We start from the raw sequence: 17,793 nt of genomic DNA on the forward strand, positions 1-17,793 counted from the left end.
TATGCGCAAATTAGTTGTAGGAATTATTACTGCTTCTTTAATGGGATGCTCAATGGGGCATCGAGATCCTGTTGAAGTGAAACAAGCTCTCAATGAGTCGATTAATCAAGCCAACAGTCGTGCTTTAGAGGAACTGCCTTCTTCGGTTGAAGCTGACTTAATGCCAAACTTAGATACCAGTTCGTCTTCGGAACAAGCGACATCCAAGCGTTTTCGTATTCAGGCGAATCAAGTGGAAGCGAGAAGCTTTTTTGCTTCACTTGTCAAAGGGACTGAATACAGTGCCGCGATTCATCCAGCCGTTGCAGGTAATATTACCGTTAACTTGTCTGATGTAACCTTAGATGAGGTACTGAATGTTGTGCAGAACATGTACGGCTATGATGTGATTAAATCAGGCAAAGTGATCCAGGTTTATCCAGCGGGCATGCGCACGGTCACGATTCCTGTCGACTATCTGCAGTTTAAACGTACTGGCCGCTCACTCACCAGTATCAGTACCGGCTCTGTTACTTCAGCGGGAACCTCTAACTCAGGGGGAAGCTCAGACAGTTCAGACTCGTCAGATTCTGAAAACAGTGAAGATAGTTCGACGTCTCCAACGGGGGGAACGCGCATTGAAACGATAACCGAAAGTGACTTTTGGCCGATGTTGCAACAAGCTGTCGCAAATCTGATTGGCTCAGGTAAAGGTCAAAGTGTTGTTGTTACGCCTCAGGCGAGCGTCATCACGGTTCGAGCGTTTCCTGATGACATTCGTCAGGTACGTGAGTTTTTAGGCGTGTCTCAGGAACGCATGCAGCGTCAGGTCATTCTTGAGGCAAAAATTCTCGAAGTGACGTTGAGTGACGGTTATCAGCAAGGCATTAACTGGTCTAACTTATCGGCATCTATCGGTAATTCAGGCAGTATTCTCGTTGACCGTGATGCAACACTACCGACACTGGATGCGATTAGCACGCTTTTAGGTGGGCAAACCAACGTCACGATTTCTGATGGTAACTTCGATGCCGTCTTGAGCTTTATGTCGACTCAGGGTGACCTCAATGTGCTATCAAGTCCGCGCATTACCGCAGCGAACAACCAAAAGTCGGTCATCAAAGTCGGCACCGACCAATACTTTGTTACCGAGCTTTCAAGTAACGTGGGTAGCGGCGATAACTCGAATGCGGTACCAGAAGTGGAGCTAACGCCATTTTTCTCTGGTATTTCACTGGATGTCACTCCACAGATCGACAACAAAGGTAATGTGTTCCTTCATGTACACCCTGCTGTGATTGAGGTAGAAGAAGAGACTAAGCTGTTGAACCTTGGCGGTGATTTCGAAGATGTGCAGTTGCCATTGGCGAAAAGTTCGATTCGCGAGTCTGACTCGGTGATTCGCGCCAAAGATGGTGACGTTGTCGTCATTGGCGGTCTGATGAAGCAGCAGAACTTAGAACAAGTTTCTAAAGTACCTTTCCTGGGCGATGTTCCTGCTCTCGGCCACTTATTCCGTAACGTAAATAACGTGACTCAAAAAACCGAGCTGGTCATTTTGCTTAAACCGACGGTGGTTGGTGTGAACTCTTGGCAAAAAGAGCTAGAACGCTCGCGAGATCTGCTACAAGAGTGGTTCCCTGATGCGGAATAAAGACAAAGAGAAGTTAAGCCGTTCAAAGCGTTTGTGATTTGATTATGTACTTGTCGCATTTTGGATTTCGAGTTCAGCCGTTTTCACTAACCCCAAATACAGAAATGTTTTTGGGGTTAGTCCCTCATTATGAGGCGATTCAGACCATTCTGGCCGCAGTTCAAATGGGGGAAGGGGTAATTAAGGTGACCGGAGAAGTCGGCACCGGAAAAACCATGGTGTGCCGTAAACTGATCGAGCAGTTGGAATCACAAGTAGAATTGGTTTATTTGCCAAACCCAGTCTTAAATGGTGAGCAGTTACAGTTCGCTGTCGCCAGAGAGTTGGGAATAGAAAACAATGATCCTTTGCTTATCGTGTCGCTCATTCAGGAGCATTTGATTCGTGTTCATTCATCGGCCAAGAAAACGGTACTGATTGTGGACGAAGCGCAGGCGCTTTCTCCTCAAGCGCTAGAAGCATTACGCTTACTCGGTAATTTAGAAACCGAGCGAGACAAGCTGATTCAGATTGTGTTGTTTGGTCAGCCAGAACTTGATCAACGCTTAGCGACTCATGAACTGAGACAGTTTCGTCAGCGTATCACGTTCAGCTGTGCGTTACGTCCACTCTCGCTCGATGAGGGAGTGGCCTACATCAATAATCGTCTGGATATTGCGGGAAATGGCGCGCACATCTTTTCGCTTGAGCAGAAAAAAGCGATTTGGCGTTCAGCAATGGGCATACCAAGGCTGATCAATCAAATTTGTCACAAAGCCTTGTTAGCGGCGTTTAACCAAGGTTGTACTTTACTGAAAAATCAGCACGTTTATGTCGCAATGCACGACACATTTGATGCCCGTAAACCCAAATTTAAAACACCCGTATTCTGGGGATGGAGTCAACATTGAGTGCCATCAATAAAGCATTATCAGAAATTACTGAAAAATCATCCTCTTCTGAATTAACCAGAGCAGAGATACCTCATGTGTCTCGTAGCAAACCCTGGCTATGGATGGTGGCGGGGTTTTCGTTGAGCCTTGCTGTGGGCGGCTGGGCCGTATCTCGAGGCCCGGAGACATCGGGTGACATCGCACAATATCGGACAGAGGCGGCTAAAGCGGTGAAAGAGGCAGTTGATGAACCTGCTTATTCACCGACCAGTAAAATGACGCCAGAGATAAGTCGTCAGGTTTACACTAAGCCAGTTCAACAGCAGCAAGTGATTGAAACGGCAGTCGCAAATGCACGAGTCACCGACACTCCTGCACCTGAAGTGGACTCGTTTATTCCAAGGCAAGAGGTGAGATCGGTCGTACAAGAACCAGTCCTACTTGCTCAAGTTGCCAGTGACCCAACTACATATGCACCAAGCGAAAAATTTACTCCTGTTGCTGAAAGTTCGATGAATATTGAACAAGTTGAGCTGACGCACCATCAGTTAGCGATCAAAGCGTTAGGTCGAGCAGAGAAAGCTTTGGATGCCAATGATATGCAGACCGCGCTTTCTGCGTACCAAGAAGCCCTGCGTTACGAACCAACCAATGTGGATACACGGCAAAAACTCGCGGCGCTTTATTTTGGCAAAGGTGATACGAGAAAAGCGTATGAAATTATCCAGGAAGGCATCAGCCTAGACATAAATAATCAAACACTGCGACTGGCGTTATCCAAGCTATTGGTAAAAGCCAAACAGCCACAAGCGGCGCTTAGCCCGTTGGTTCACATGCCGCCAATGCCAACTAAAGAGTATTTGGCAATGCGTGCCGTGTTGGCACAAAAGCAGAAGCAAGATGAAATTGCCTTGGAAAGTTATCAATTACTCACCCAGCGCGATCCAGAAAATGCTCGCTGGTGGATGGGGTTAGGTATTCAGCAGGAGCGAGCACAGCAGTTCACCTCGGCCATCAGCTCATACAATAAAGCGCTGGGGAAAGTGGGGATTTCGAACCAATCACAAGCCTTTATTCGTGATCGATTGACGGTTCTTAAGCAGTTGGAGAATGCGCAATGAAAATTCAGTTAAGAAAACGCCTGGGTGATCTTCTGGTTGATGAAGCAATTGTAACGGAAGAGCAAATTCAACAAGCGCTAACGGCACAACGCAGCACAGGTCAGAAATTAGGTGATGCCTTGATCGACCTTGGTTTTATCACCGAGAAGCAGATGCTCAATTTCCTATCGCAGCAGCTAGGCTTGCCGTTGATTGATCTTGGCCGGGCTCCGGTTGATCCTGAAGCCGTGCAAATCTTACCTGAAGTTCATGCTCGCCGACTGCGAGCAATGGTGGTGGCTCGTAATGGCCATACGTTGCGTGTTGCAATGAGTGATCCTGCCGATCTGTTCACACAAGAGTCGCTGATGAACCTGCTGGGCGAATACAGTCTGGAGTTTATCATTGCGTCGGAACGCCAACTGATCGACAGTTTCGATCGCTACTATCGTCGTACTAAAGAGATCGCGTCATTTGCCGAGCAGTTGCATGAAGAGCACAAAGACGTGCAAAGCTTTGATTATGGTATCGATGAAACTGACAGCGAAGAAGTGACGGTGGTAAAACTGGTTAACTCCATGTTTGAAGATGCGGTTCAGGTCGGCGCATCAGATATTCATATTGAACCGGATGATAAAGTACTGCGTCTTCGTCAGCGTATTGATGGTGTGTTACATGAAACATTGTTAAACGAAGTCAACATTGCTTCTGCTCTGGTTCTGCGTTTGAAGTTAATGGCTCAGCTGGATATTTCTGAAAAACGTTTGCCGCAGGATGGCCGTTTTAATATCAAAGTTCGCGGACAATCGATTGATATTCGTATGTCGACCATGCCGACTCAATATGGTGAGTCAGTGGTTATGCGTCTGCTTAACCAGTCTGTGGGGCTACGTCCGTTGGAAGAGTCGGGCTTGCCGCCAGAACTACTTGCGCGTTTGCGACGTCAATTGTCTCGTCCGCATGGGATGATTCTGGTTACCGGGCCGACGGGGTCAGGTAAAACGACCACCTTATATGGCGCTCTGAGCGAACTCAATGAGCCTGAAAAGAAAATCATCACCGCAGAAGATCCGGTTGAATATCGATTGCCACGTATAACACAGGTTCAGATCAACAACCGTATCGATCTGACTTTCTCTCGTGTGCTGCGCACGTTCCTGCGTCAGGACCCGGATATTATTTTGGTTGGTGAGATGCGTGATCAGGAAACGGTAGAGATCGGTTTACGTGCCGCCCTGACCGGTCACTTGGTACTCAGTACTCTGCACACCAACGATGCTATCGACAGCGCGCTACGAATGATTGATATGGGCGCGCCAGGTTACCTGGTGGCGAGTGCCGTGCGAGCTGTGGTCGCCCAGCGTCTTGTTCGTCGTGTCTGCCCCGACTGTAAAACAGAAGAGTGTTTGGATGAATCACACCGCCAGTGGTTAGCTGGGCGCTTTCCGAATCAAGTTGGCGTGACTTTCTACAAAGGCAGTGGTTGCCAAAACTGTAACCTGACGGGCTATCGTGGTCGAATCGGTGTGTTTGAAATGCTTGAGTTGGAAAACGAGATGATGGATAAACTGCGTGCCAACGATACGGTCGGGTTTGCTCAGGCGGCACGACGCTCCGATAAATACAAGCCATTGTTGGCATCGGCGATGGAACTCGCGCTGCAAGGCACCGTAAGTTTGGATGAAGTCATGGCCCTGGGTGAAGGGGATGCTTCTGGTAAAACTGATCCAATTTTCTTATAGGTAAGTGAATGCCAACTTTTCGTTATCAAGGTCGTACTCTAGACGGTTCGTCAACCAGTGGCAGAATCGAAGCGGTTAACTCTGAATCCGCTGCCGAAGCGTTGATGAACAAAGGGGTGATCCCTTTAAATTTACGTTTAGAGAAAGAAGGAATGAAAAACCAGTTTAGCTTGTCTCAGCTACTGGTTCCGGCTATTCCATTAGAAGTGATTATTCTATTCTCCCGTCAGCTGTTCAGTTTGATTAAAGCTGGTGTGCCGTTACTGCGTTCAATGCGGGGATTACTGCAAAACTGCGAAAACAAACAGCTTAAACAAGCGCTAGAAGAGGTGGTTTCCGAGCTGAGTAATGGCCGCAGTTTGTCCTCTGCGATGCAGCAACACCGTAAAGTGTTTAGCCCTCTGTTTGTCTCCATGATTAACGTGGGTGAGAACACGGGTCGACTGGATCAGGCGTTGTTGCAACTGGCCAATTATTATGAGCAGGAGCTGGAAACACGCAAGCGAATTAAAGCCGCGATGCGTTATCCCACGTTCGTTATCATCTTTATTACCATTGCGATGTTTGTTCTCAATATCTTAGTGATCCCGGAGTTCGCTTCAATGTTCACACGTTTTGGTGTCGATCTACCATTGCCAACTCGCATCTTGATTGGGACCTCTAACTTCTTTGTGAATTATTGGGTATTGCTTATCGCTCTGATGATCGGGGGATTTATTATCTTTAAGTCTTGGGTTGCGACGGCAGATGGTCGGGAGGCGTTTGACCGATTCCGTCTGCGATTGCCGATCGTTGGTGACATTGTCAATCGCGCTCAGTTGTCACGTTTTTCTCGCACCTTCGCTCTGATGTTGAAGTCCGGTGTGCCGCTCAACCAGTCGTTGGCACTTTCTGCTGAAGCTTTAGGTAACCGCTTCTTAGAAAACCGTATTTTAGCGATGAAGTCAGCCATTGAAGCGGGCAGTACGATTTCTGCTACGGCGATCAACAGTCAGATATTTACCCCGTTGGTTATCCAGATGATCGCCGTGGGGGAAGAAACGGGTCGTATTGATGAGCTGTTACTCGAAGTGTCTGATTACTACGACAGAGAAGTGGATTACGATCTCAAAACACTGACCGCGCGGATTGAACCGTTACTCTTGGTTATCGTGGCTGGCATGGTTATGGTGCTGGCACTCGGTATATTCCTGCCGATGTGGGGGATGCTGGACATCATCAAAGGCGGCTAATGCGTGGTTGAAAATCATAACCGAGCTACGCTGATACTCTGTGCTCTGATCGCTATTATTTTTGTTGGATTAGTGATTAAATTTCAGTCAGTGACACAAGAGGCGCGAGTGACGGGGGCCAAAATGGCTGAAGTTTGGATGCGCGATAGCGTTCAGCGCTACAGAGAATCCTGGCTACTCCAAGGCGAACCAAAACAGATGGAGGTGGACGGCTTTCAGCTAACAATGACACAATGGGGGCTGGTCTCTCCCTTTAACAAGCAGGGCGACTTAGATTGTGTTTACTGGTTAGCGGTTCATTATCCGCAGCGTAAAATCATGACCAGCGAACCGTCAGAAATAGCGGGAACGATAGAAAACAATGTTTACAGGTGCAAATACATTTATAGTGATCATTACCAGGTAATAGTGACGACTTACAGGGATCATCTAACTGTGGGTGTCGATATATTGTCGGAGTGATTTTTTTGACACTTTAGTACTATAAATAGACATTTAAAATAGATATAATACTCGGATTAAGATAGGTAATTAGTTGTAATATTGAGTAAATCAATGCATATTTAACTGGTTGCATTTTGTGACTATATATCGGTCAATTGCCACTCTTTTTTGGTAGCAATTCCGTTTCCATTTCGCTATCTAAATTAGTGAACCTTAAGCCCAACGCCATGTTGTCTCGATGACAAATGGTGTGACCAAATTTATCTGTTGCAGTCATACTGCATGCTTACATAGAGAGAGTAAACAATGAAAAGACAAGGTGGTTTCACCCTTATCGAACTAGTAGTGGTAATTGTAATCCTAGGTATTCTAGCGGTAACTGCGGCACCACGTTTCTTAAACCTACAAGATGATGCTCGTAATGCAACTTTAGAAGGACTTAAAGGTTCTCTACAAGGTGCTGCTGGTATTGTTTATGGTAAGGCGGCAATTGCTGGTGTAGAAGCATTAGACGATTCGTCTATTACCATTGGCGATGATACAGTTAACACCGTTTATGGCTACCCAAAAGCAGAATTCGCTTCACTTGAGCATATTGTTGACGGAATAGGTGCTGCGGATGCGGGCACAGATTTTGAAGTTGCAACTACTGACGCAACATCGATCACTATTGGTATTCCTGGATATACTAAACAATGTGTTAAATACACTAATTCTGCTGGCGAAGATCAGGCTCCTGCTATTGTAGTTACAGACTGTACTGCTTCAGAGTCAGGTTCAGAGTCAGGTTCAGAGACGAATACAGAGCAGACAGACTAGTCAGCTAACCTATAAACTCTTATAGTTAAATAAAGGCCAGCCAGTCTGGCCTTTATCTCTTGATTTTGATAAATCTCGGAATACCTAATATGCGTCAATCATCAGGTTTTAGTGCAATCGAATTTGTGGTTGTGTTAATTGTCTTAGGTGTAATCGGTTATGTGGTATTACCAAGATTTATCAGTTTTGAACCAGAGACATACGAAGCAAAATGGGAACAAACTAAGCAAACCGCTGAGCACGTTTCTGAGACGCTAAGCAATAAACAAACCTACGATCGAATTGAACAAGAACTAGGACGTTCAAAAGAAGATAACTAACTCGTGCTGATTATTTGTACACTTGATCGCAATTCGAATTGAAAACTGATAAACCTATCATAATACTCATAAATTCATCGTATACTTAAGTCGCTTGTCCTAAGTTTTAGCCTAAGGTCGGGTTATGAAAATTCGCAGCTCTACATTAGGGTTTACATTAACGGAATTGATCCTGGTGATCGTTCTTCTCTCCATCCTTTCTCTTTTTGCGGCTAGCCGTTTTATCGGCAAGAGCAGCTTTTCTGCATTTGCGCTTCAGGAACAAGTCATCTCAGTCATTCGTCAGGTACAAGTTAATCGAATGCAGTCGAATATTGACATACCTGATAAGCCTTACCCAGAACGATGCTTTCCAAGTAGCTATAAATCAGAAGAAGATCCAAGCTATACCAATTTTTGCTTATCAATAACTAGTTCTTGTATTGGTTCAACAGCAGCATGTTCATTGACGGGTAATGCACAAGATGCTCGCAGTGATGTGGTTATCGATAAGTCGGCTAAGTTTTCAATCATCAATGGTGCAACTAGCCCAATCGAGTTTAACCTGTTAGGTAACCCTGTAAGCGGTGCAGTAAACATCTTAATTGAAGACCAAAATGGTCAAAGCCGTTGTCGTGTTGCAATCAATATCCAAGGGTATGTATACGCGCCTGATGGAGCTTGCTTATGAAAAAAGTTCGCGGCATGACCTTAATTGAAATGATCATCGCCATCGTCTTAATGGGCATTGCGATGGTGGCATTCACCTCTTTTCTTATTCCTCAGGTTAGAGATTCTGCCAATCCCCATTATCAAACCCGCGCCTCAGCTTTAGCCCAAAGCTTTATGTCGCAAATTCTAGCGCGTGGTTTTGATGAGCATAGTGATTTTGATGGTGGCACCGTTCGGTGTAGGGAGAATGGAGTGAGCTGCACTGAGGTAAATAAATTAGGTGCTGATACAAAACGAGACGGTTCCTTAGAAACAAATCCTAGTGATTTCAATGATGTCGATGATTATATGGGCTGTTGGTATACCGATGGCACTGAGTCGCGTTGTGCCGAAAAGTATTCAGGTAAGCATTACCAGTTAAAAAATGTACTGGGTAACGCTATGCAGAGTGATTATAAAAACTTTCGGGTAGAAGTCGATGTGAACTATGTTGAGGAAAATGGCTCAGCTTCAACTGACATTTCCGATTATAAACGAGTCACTATGGTCATTTATGCGGGGCAAGCGCAATCATTTAAACTTTCTGCTATCAAAGGGAACTACTAATGAAAGTACGTGGTTTTACCTTGATAGAGATGATCGTCACCATCGTCATAGGTAGCATTATTATGCTCGGTATCGCTGCTTATTTACGCCTTGGTGCCCAAGGGTACTCAGATAGTATTGCGCGGCAAAGGCTACAAACTCAGGCGCAATTCGTTATTGAGAAAATGTCCCGAGAGATTCGTCATGCCGTGCCGAATAGTTTTTTTATCGATGAGAATGAGAAAAACTGTCTCGAGTTCATTCCTATTGCTTACTCTGGTTTTTATTCCTTTAGTGGAGATGAAATTAAGTTTGTAGTTGGCTTTTGGGATACGCCGCCAGTTATTCATAATGGGATGAAAATAGTGATCAACCCAACACGGCTTAGCGACTTAAGTTCTTCTTCGCATAGCCTTAGGCTTGACACTCTTTCTGTCGACAACAACGTTTATACGGTGAGCTCGGTCAACCCTGATGGGGTTAAGGTAGCCAGCAGTTCTGTTTCCAATCGTCATTTTATTTATGATTTATCTTCTAAAGTTAAATACTGTTTTACTGGCTCAGAAGTACAACGCAATGGCGTTCCCATCGCTGATCATGTTGTTTATTCCGATGATCAAACTCAAAGTTATTTTATATACGATGATGCATCACTGCATCGAGGTGGGCAGGTGCATCTCAGACTGGTGTTCCAACAAGACGGTGAACGTAGTGTGTATCAACAAGATGTGCAGGTGCTCAATGTTCCATAATCAGGAAAAAGGCAATGTGTTAATTGTGACGCTCTTTGTCATTATCGTAATGGGATATTTGGCAGCATCACTAATGAAAGTGACTTGGTCTAATCAAAGTGGCTTAACTCGTGAGTTTTTGGGTACAAAGGCTTGGTTTGCTGCACAGTCTAGTACCGAGTGGGTATTAACAGAGTTTTATCCAGTGGGTGGTTCAGAGGCAGTGTCGAGTGTTTGTACTGCCCTTAAAGCCGGCACCTTAACTATTGAAAGTGGCTTGGTCGATAAAGCATGCAAAATTAAAGCTATTGAATGTCAGAAGTCAGGCAAGCTACCAGGGGAGTTGCCTGGTGAAGAGGTTGAACTCTATGTGGTTAAAAGTGTTGCCATTTGTGGTTCAGGGCTGTCTCAAGTACAGCGTCAGCAAGAAGTTTGGGTGAGGGAGTAAATTACAATGAACAAAATAATAACATCGTTACTTGCGGTAGCTCTTTTCCTTTTTTCGTCAATCAGTTTTGCTGCAGTAAATAACAACCCTCAGTTTGAATTTGGCACCATCCCTGCTGAAAATTGTCAGGTATTGGATAGTGAGCGTGGTGTTACATGTGATATCGAGTTTCAGAATACCTACGATGAAGAGCCGCTTGTCTTTGTAATGTCGACGATTGATGCGTCAATGTCTAGTTTCGCGAATAAGAAGACGGAGTATCCTTCAAACTTACGAGTATGGTCAAAGTCTAAAACGAAAGCGACGATAAAGCAGCTTTTTCCACCTCATAGTGCAGCTTGTAAGCGATTGAAGCAAAATAATAACGGGAAGTGGCGATGCACGGACAACAATAATCAAGGTGAGAGGGTGACTTTCGTTGATGCTCCCATGGAAGACATAGACTACCTCGTTATCGAACCTGGTGTTATCAAGTTTGATGGGGATGCCATGATTGTTGCGGGCAAAGTGAGCTCTAAGCATACATTTTCTAATAAGTCCGGTGGAACAAATAATATCAGTAAACAAGTCAATTTTAGTAGCTTTGGTTTGAGCACTGCTTTTTCACAGCCACCTGGTGTCTTAGTTCAATTACAAACTAAGAATAACTACAGTAATGGGCAACCTTTATGGCTGAGCACGATTGCATACAGCCCAACAGAACAAGGCTTCTCTCTGATTTTAGATCGTTCAGAGGTTACGCAGAATGCTGTGCTAGATGAATCTGAAGATGTAGCTTTTGTGGCTGGTCTTGGGCAAGGTTTTGTTAATGGTCGCAAATTCTGGCTGGGAGATGGTTCTACACGAAATACGTTAGGAGCATTGGACGACAACGTCATTAAACCGATCACTGAGGGGTGTTTGCAGGTTAGTGATTTTCAAGTATCTGGTTTCAAGTCTGCACCAGTGTTACTCGCATCTAAGCGAACTCGCAATGGTAACAATGGTGGTTGGTTAAGACGTTGTTCTGTGACTAAAAACAGTGTTGCTTTGATCAATGAAGAGGACATGGATAGAGATGCAGAGCGTGGACATGTTGTTGAGCCATTTTCCTATTTCTTATTTGATAAACCTCCCGTTGATGATGTGTGTACCTTGTTTCCATCCCCAGCTCAAACGTGGGATACAAATAACAATGCTAAATTGGAGATGAGTAACAAAGCACTTATCTCAGGTGCAAAGTTAAGCAATAGCAAGCGCTACGTTGGCTTTAGACAAAGTGAGATAACCATGCACAATAAAGCAAGTTGTGATGGCCTTGCTTGCCTTGGAGATTCTGGACTCAGGGTAAAGAAACAAGAGCTAGAGAGCTTTAGGGCACCGGATCGTGATGATCTCAAAACTGTCAATTTATGGCATGAAGATCGCGAGTTTTACAACAATGAAGTTATCGGCACACTCTCTGTGGGGCATGGAACCGCAACTTTCAAATCAGGAACCTACTGGATTGGAACGATTAACGTCAACAACCAGGGCAAGATAGTTATCCCGGCTGGGGAAAAAGTAACGATTCATGCGAAAAAAGTGTACGTGAGCAATGGTGGTAGCTCTTTTGGTGAGGTCGATGATGCTGAGCTGATAGTCTTAGTGCATGACTCAGCAGATAGTATTGTGCAACTTAGTCAAAATACGGTGTTTACGGGGCTATTATATAGTGAAACCAATGTTTACCTGAGTAACTCAAGCACAGTTAATGGAGCGATCACTGCGAAACAAATTTTGATGAGCAATGGCGCTAAGATTATTGCGACTGATAACCACTGTTTTACGCCCTCAGATAACTATGAAGTAACACTCTCGCCAGCAACCCAGTACGCGTTGATGTGTGGTACTGAGCAGCCAAGCTTTGAGATACAAACAACGAATGATAGTAATGCAGAGAGCACAGGTGTAACCGTTCAGGTTTACCCTGATGCAGATAATTTTTCTATAGATGTTGTAGAAAGCACTGGTACTGGCTCTTATCCTAGCTTTACGACAAGCAATGTGTCTTCGAAACTTGGTAAGTTGAAACTGCAAGTGAGCGTTAAAGATCAAAGTAGTATCGATCTTGATGAAGAATATACGTTAAAGGTTACGGTGGACAATGACTCATCAAAAACGCAGACATCAACTTTCAAGTTTGTGCCATTTAAGTTTGATGTGGATGATCAAACCATTGTTGCTGGTAAAAAATATCAGATTGAAACGAGAGTATTAGCTTGTAGTGATGGTCAGCAAACGGTAGTCAAAAGTTACACTGGCTCACCAAGTGTTAACTTAGAAATTGAAACACCAACTGATGGACGTAGTGATAAGATACTAACGTATGAACCGAAATTTGATAGCTCAGACCAAGGTAAGTCGTCAGATACGTTTAAGCTAATGGATTCGGGTTTTTACACTATCAAACTCGAAGACGCGAATTTTACTTGTGATCCTCAGTACTCAGATGAGTGTCCAATCGCTCCGGATGAAGATAAAGATGAGCAAGAATCAGTGACTTTGAATGGTTCATTCAGCGTTAAGTCTCGCCCTTGGAAAATTGCTATTTGTGATGTTAAGTCGAAAGAAGACAATGTGAGCAATCCTAGCACTGAAGGTGAGGGTGATGGCTTTATTCCTGCCGGACAGAGCTTTAGCATAACTTATAAGCCTATTGCTTATAGAGACTCAACGGATACGGATATTTGTGATTATCCGCTGACTCAGAATTACTTCTCAAGTGACAATACCAATGCACCATTGGACATTAAGTTTGATGTTGCGTACCCAACTGGGGGGGAGCTTGCCAACTTTTCAGAAGATAATGGGTTTATTGGTTCTTCAACCTTTACTGAAGATGACGTCATATCTGGTAAGAAAGCAGAATACGTTTGGAATGAAGTTGGTTCGTTGAATTTAACGACCAATGCTTCGTACTTAGGTATGTCGCTTGATGAAGGTAGCCAGGTTATTGGGCGTTTTTATCCCAAATACTTCCAAGTCTATGACGACGAGAGTATTGATATTACCAATAGTTGGGCTTATCCAGACGGACAAAGCTTTACCTATATGGGGCAGGGGTTTGGTGTTGAAGCGTTCTATGTCGAAGCGTTGAATGCCCAAAATGACAGTGTCAGTAACTACAAATTGTTTGATGAATCACTGCAGGCTGAGTTCAATTTGATTGATACCAGCAGCTATGCGACGCGATTCTCTTCACTTAAATCTTATGGTGGTGAATGGCAAAACAACCTGCTGACAGGCGTTGATAGCCAAAGTATCGGCTTATTTGCTGACTTGGCGAGTGACGGACTCTTGATGACGAAAGCCACGGCGACCTACGCTCCAGATGGACCTTTTAATCTGAATGAAAGTGGTTCTAATACCGATATTTCTATTGATGACGTTAGCGCAAATGCTGATCCTGTTGAAATTGATGGTAATGATGGTCGACTAGCTGTCCAACCCGACATCCGTTTTGGTCGTGTTGACCTTGATGATGTAGGTGGACGTCAAGGGGACACCTTACATGTTCCACTACGTGTTGAATACTGGAATGGCAGCCGATTTGTTGTTAACTCAAATGATAGCCAAACAGACATAAACGGTATTAAGTGGGATCAGGAGCATATCTGGCCAACAGGTGAAGGTGCTGCTCCAAAAGACGTTAATTTGGCAGATGGTGGTGAAGTGTCTTCTGGTTCTTCTCGTTCTGTAACTGCAACGCAAGCAGAATCGTATCGTCAGCAAACTCGTGTTTGGTTAGATTTGGAAGCAAATGATTTACCTTGGCTCAAATACGACTGGGACAATGATGGTTCGGAAGAAAACCCATCCTCTGTCGTCACCTTCGGCATCCACCGTGGTAATGACCGCGTGATTTACCGGGGTGAGCCGGGATTAACGGCCCAGTAACAAACGACGGTTTTTGCGCTTAAGTTAGGAAACTGCAAGAAATTGGTGCTTTCCACCCATGTTTGTGTACCAATACCTTGCTGTGACAGCGAGGCATTGGTACATTTAGGACAATTTTTGTCTTTAATATTTTTGCAGGATGAACGAAGAGTATGTTTAAGAAACTTCGTGGCATGTTTTCTAACGATTTATCGATCGATTTAGGTACTGCCAACACTCTAATTTACGTAAAGGGGCAAGGTATTGTCCTTGATGAACCTTCTGTAGTTGCTATTCGTCAAGATCGTGTAGGTTCTGCAAAAAGCGTTGCTGCAGTCGGTCATGCAGCAAAGCAAATGCTTGGTCGTACGCCAGGTAACATTTCTGCTATTCGTCCGATGAAAGATGGCGTGATTGCTGATTTCTACGTGACAGAAAAAATGCTGCAACACTTCATTAAGCAGGTGCATGACAACAGCATCCTAAAACCTAGCCCACGCGTTTTGGTGTGTGTACCTTGTGGTTCTACTCAAGTTGAGCGCCGTGCGATTCGTGAGTCTGCACTCGGTGCTGGCGCGCGTGAAGTTTACCTAATCGATGAGCCAATGGCGGCAGCAATCGGTGCAGGCCTGCGTGTATCTGAGCCGACTGGTTCAATGGTGGTCGATATCGGTGGTGGTACAACTGAAGTCGCGGTTATCTCGCTTAACGGTGTGGTTTACTCGTCTTCTGTTCGTATCGGTGGTGACCGCTTTGATGAAGCCGTTATCAATTACGTTCGTCGTAACTACGGCAGCTTGATTGGTGAAGCAACAGCAGAGAAGATCAAACACGAAATCGGCTCAGCTTACCCTGGCGATGAAGTTCTAGAGATTGAAGTTCGTGGCCGTAACCTTGCAGAAGGTGTGCCTCGCAGTTTCAGCCTCAACTCAAATGAAATCCTTGAAGCGCTGCAAGAGCCGCTATCTGGTATCGTATCGGCAGTGATGGTTGCACTAGAACAGTGTCCACCAGAGCTTGCGTCAGATATCTCTGAAAACGGCATGGTTCTGACTGGTGGTGGTGCACTACTTAAAGATCTCGACCGTCTACTAATGGAAGAAACTGGGATTCCAGTGGTTATCGCTGAAGATCCACTGACTTGTGTGGCTCGTGGTGGCGGTAAAGCACTAGAAATGATCGACATGCACGGCGGCGATCTATTTTCTGAAGAATAAAAGTTTAGGTGGAGCTTAAAGCGAGCTTCACCTTCATTTCTGCTCTCTCTGTAATTCAAATATGCTCCATACCTGAATGTATTTAATGCAAGATTTCAGGTTGCCAGTTAAGGCTCAATAGCTATGGAAGCAATCAGGTTAAAAACAAGATGAATCCGATCTTTGGCAGAGGGCCATCTCTGCAATTACGTCTGTTTTTTGCTGTCATCATGTCGGCGAGCTTAATGCTGGCGGATAGTCGTCTGGATACGTTCTCTAACGTTCGATATTTACTGAACAGTGCGGTGGCACCCATTCAGTATGCCGCTAATTTACCTCGCAGTATGTTCGATGGTGTCTTTGAGCGTTTTAATACGCGTCAGACGCTCGTAGAAGGCAATCGTAATTTAAAGCGAGAAGTGCTACGTCTGAAAAGCGAGCTGATCTTGCTTGATCAATATAGAGAAGAAAACCAACGCTTACGCAAACTGTTGGGATCATCCTTTGTCCGTGATGAAAAGAAAGTCGTGACGGAAGTCATGGCAGTCGATACGTCACCTTATCGCCATCAGGTGGTGATAGATAAAGGCCAGATCGACGGTGTATACGTGGGGCAGCCGGTCATTAACGAAAAAGGCATTGTCGGTCAGGTAACCTTTGTAGCAGCGCACAACGCCCGGGTCTTACTGCTGACTGATGCCAAAAACGCGATTCCTGTTCAGGTTATCCGTAATGACATCAGAGTAATCGCGTCCGGAAATGGTGAAATGGATGAAATCCAACTCGAACATATTCCAACCAGTACCGATATTCAGGTCGGCGATTTGTTGGTGACGTCAGGGTTAGGTGGGATTTACCCAGAAGGTTATCCGGTAGCGAATGTCACCATCGTGGATCACGATACTCGTCAGGAGTTTGCATCCATTAAAGCGGAACCCGTGGTTGAGTTTGAGCGTCTGCGCTATCTGCTGCTCATTTGGCCAAATGAAGATCGTCAGCACAAAGTGTTGCAATCTAATGTCGATGAAGAGGTAGAGCAAGTGGAACTAGAGGTAACTGATGGCGAGTAATGTATTTCGCAGCCGAATGGTTATTGGCGTTAGCTTCTTTGTTGCGCTGGTTTTGCAAACCATCCCGTGGCCGGGCGATCTGGAGCTGTTCCGTCCGTCATGGCTGTTTTTAGTCACCTGTTACTGGGTGTTGGCTCTGCCTAACCGGGTTAATGTCGGTAGTGCTTTAATTCTGGGACTGATATGGGACATTTTAGTCGGTTCGACTCTGGGCATCCGGGGCATGATGATGTCGATCATCATCTATCTGGTTGCGTTGAATTTCTTATTAATCCGTAATATGGCATTGTGGCAACAATCGATTTTAATTGCCTTTTTTACTGTGTTACTGGAACTTTTGATATTCTGTGGGGAATATTTGAACCAGGACGTAGTATTTAATCCATTATCTCTGTGGACGGCGGCAATAAACTGTATACTTTGGCCATGGATGTTTTTATTAATGCGGCGAGTGCGTCGAGCATGGCACGTCAGGTAACAGTGTGAAAAAAAGCTTATCACTCGTTCTCGCTTCAGGCTCTCCGAGAAGAAAGGAGTTGCTTGCTCAACTGGGGTACGATTTTGACATCGTATTGCCAGATGTTGAGGAAGCCAAACAGGCTCATGAGCAGGCGCAAGATTATGTGTTGCGCCTTTCTCTGGAAAAAGCTCAGGCAGGCTTAGCATTGGCTAAGCCTGATTCCGTTGTATTGGGCTCTGACACTGTGGTGGTATGTGATGACCAGGTGTTGGAGAAACCCACAAATTTCGAAGATGCGAAGCGTATGCTTACTCGCTTATCTGGACGTCGTCACCAAGTGATGACCGCAGTGAGTGTCGTTTCATCGCAACAACAACATTCAGTGGTGGTTATCACTGATGTCTGGTTCAAACCCTTGACTCACGAAGAAATCGAACAATATTGGCAGTCAGGAGAACCATGCGATAAAGCTGGAAGTTATGGTATTCAGGGACTCGGAGGGCGTTTTGTCACCCGAATCGAAGGCAGTTATCACGCAGTAGTAGGCTTACCTTTGTTCGAAACCGATCAGCTAATTCAAGAATTTTTATAAT

Annotated in this window: 17 protein-coding genes; all 17 read left to right on the top strand. The window is 45.0% G+C overall.

The genetic code is table 11. The features are described from left to right. Position 1 precedes the first annotated feature (1 nt). The 17 genes from mshL (at position 2) to OO774_RS01855 (ending at position 17,792) form a co-directional block, all read left to right on the top strand. A complete protein-coding gene (gene mshL / locus OO774_RS01775; protein WP_264904149.1) occupies positions 2-1,633 on the top strand; it encodes a pilus (MSHA type) biogenesis protein MshL in 1,632 nt (543 codons plus the stop codon). A gap of 44 nt (positions 1,634-1,677) precedes the next feature. Then, the gene (locus OO774_RS01780; protein ID WP_264904150.1) at positions 1,678-2,523 is read left to right on the top strand and encodes an AAA family ATPase; all 846 of its coding nucleotides are present in this window, start codon (positions 1,678-1,680) and stop codon (positions 2,521-2,523) included. After that, the gene (locus OO774_RS01785) at positions 2,520-3,626 is read left to right on the top strand and encodes a tetratricopeptide repeat protein (protein ID WP_264904151.1); all 1,107 of its coding nucleotides are present in this window, start codon (positions 2,520-2,522) and stop codon (positions 3,624-3,626) included. The genes OO774_RS01780 and OO774_RS01785 overlap by 4 nt, the downstream gene beginning before the upstream one ends. Next, positions 3,623-5,347, top strand: coding sequence for a GspE/PulE family protein (locus OO774_RS01790; RefSeq protein WP_264904152.1), 1,725 nt, complete (start codon positions 3,623-3,625; stop codon positions 5,345-5,347). The genes OO774_RS01785 and OO774_RS01790 overlap by 4 nt, the downstream gene beginning before the upstream one ends. A gap of 8 nt (positions 5,348-5,355) precedes the next feature. After that, complete coding sequence (locus OO774_RS01795; protein ID WP_264904153.1) at positions 5,356-6,579, top strand: type II secretion system F family protein; 1,224 nt, start codon at positions 5,356-5,358, stop codon at positions 6,577-6,579. A 3-nt stretch (positions 6,580-6,582) separates the two neighbouring features. After that, the gene (locus OO774_RS01800; RefSeq protein WP_264904154.1) at positions 6,583-7,041 is read left to right on the top strand and encodes an MSHA biogenesis protein MshF; all 459 of its coding nucleotides are present in this window, start codon (positions 6,583-6,585) and stop codon (positions 7,039-7,041) included. A 288-nt stretch (positions 7,042-7,329) separates the two neighbouring features. Beyond that, positions 7,330-7,842: a type II secretion system protein gene (locus OO774_RS01805; RefSeq protein ID WP_264904155.1), complete on the top strand. Its 513-nt coding sequence runs from the start codon at positions 7,330-7,332 to the stop codon at positions 7,840-7,842. 89 nt (positions 7,843-7,931) lie between these two features. After that, a complete protein-coding gene (locus OO774_RS01810; RefSeq protein ID WP_264904156.1) occupies positions 7,932-8,162 on the top strand; it encodes an MSHA biogenesis protein MshA in 231 nt (76 codons plus the stop codon). A 124-nt stretch (positions 8,163-8,286) separates the two neighbouring features. Next, the gene (locus OO774_RS01815) at positions 8,287-8,832 is read left to right on the top strand and encodes a type II secretion system protein (protein ID WP_264904157.1); all 546 of its coding nucleotides are present in this window, start codon (positions 8,287-8,289) and stop codon (positions 8,830-8,832) included. Then, entirely contained in the window at positions 8,829-9,419 is a 591-nt protein-coding gene (locus OO774_RS01820) for a prepilin-type N-terminal cleavage/methylation domain-containing protein (RefSeq protein WP_264904158.1), read from the top strand. Before OO774_RS01815 ends, OO774_RS01820 begins: the two co-directional genes overlap by 4 nt. Beyond that, positions 9,419-10,150 (top strand): prepilin-type N-terminal cleavage/methylation domain-containing protein, encoded by a 732-nt coding sequence (locus OO774_RS01825; RefSeq protein ID WP_264904159.1) that lies wholly within the window; start codon positions 9,419-9,421, stop codon positions 10,148-10,150. Before OO774_RS01820 ends, OO774_RS01825 begins: the two co-directional genes overlap by 1 nt. After that, positions 10,140-10,577, top strand: coding sequence for an MSHA biogenesis protein MshP (locus OO774_RS01830; protein WP_264904160.1), 438 nt, complete (start codon positions 10,140-10,142; stop codon positions 10,575-10,577). The genes OO774_RS01825 and OO774_RS01830 overlap by 11 nt, the downstream gene beginning before the upstream one ends. 6 nt (positions 10,578-10,583) lie before the next feature. After that, the gene (locus OO774_RS01835; RefSeq protein ID WP_264904161.1) at positions 10,584-14,495 is read left to right on the top strand and encodes a DUF6701 domain-containing protein; all 3,912 of its coding nucleotides are present in this window, start codon (positions 10,584-10,586) and stop codon (positions 14,493-14,495) included. A 152-nt stretch (positions 14,496-14,647) separates the two neighbouring features. Next, the gene (locus tag OO774_RS01840; protein ID WP_014233099.1) at positions 14,648-15,691 is read left to right on the top strand and encodes a rod shape-determining protein; all 1,044 of its coding nucleotides are present in this window, start codon (positions 14,648-14,650) and stop codon (positions 15,689-15,691) included. 149 nt (positions 15,692-15,840) lie between these two features. Next, the gene (gene mreC / locus OO774_RS01845; RefSeq protein WP_264904162.1) at positions 15,841-16,740 is read left to right on the top strand and encodes a rod shape-determining protein MreC; all 900 of its coding nucleotides are present in this window, start codon (positions 15,841-15,843) and stop codon (positions 16,738-16,740) included. After that, complete coding sequence (mreD, locus tag OO774_RS01850) at positions 16,730-17,218, top strand: rod shape-determining protein MreD (RefSeq protein WP_014233097.1); 489 nt, start codon at positions 16,730-16,732, stop codon at positions 17,216-17,218. The genes mreC and mreD overlap by 11 nt, the downstream gene beginning before the upstream one ends. 4 nt (positions 17,219-17,222) lie before the next feature. Continuing rightward, complete coding sequence (locus OO774_RS01855; protein ID WP_264904163.1) at positions 17,223-17,792, top strand: Maf family protein; 570 nt, start codon at positions 17,223-17,225, stop codon at positions 17,790-17,792. Position 17,793: the final 1 nt, after the last annotated feature.

The organism is Vibrio sp. STUT-A11 (assembly GCF_026000435.1).
GTDB lineage: Bacteria > Pseudomonadota > Gammaproteobacteria > Enterobacterales > Vibrionaceae > Vibrio.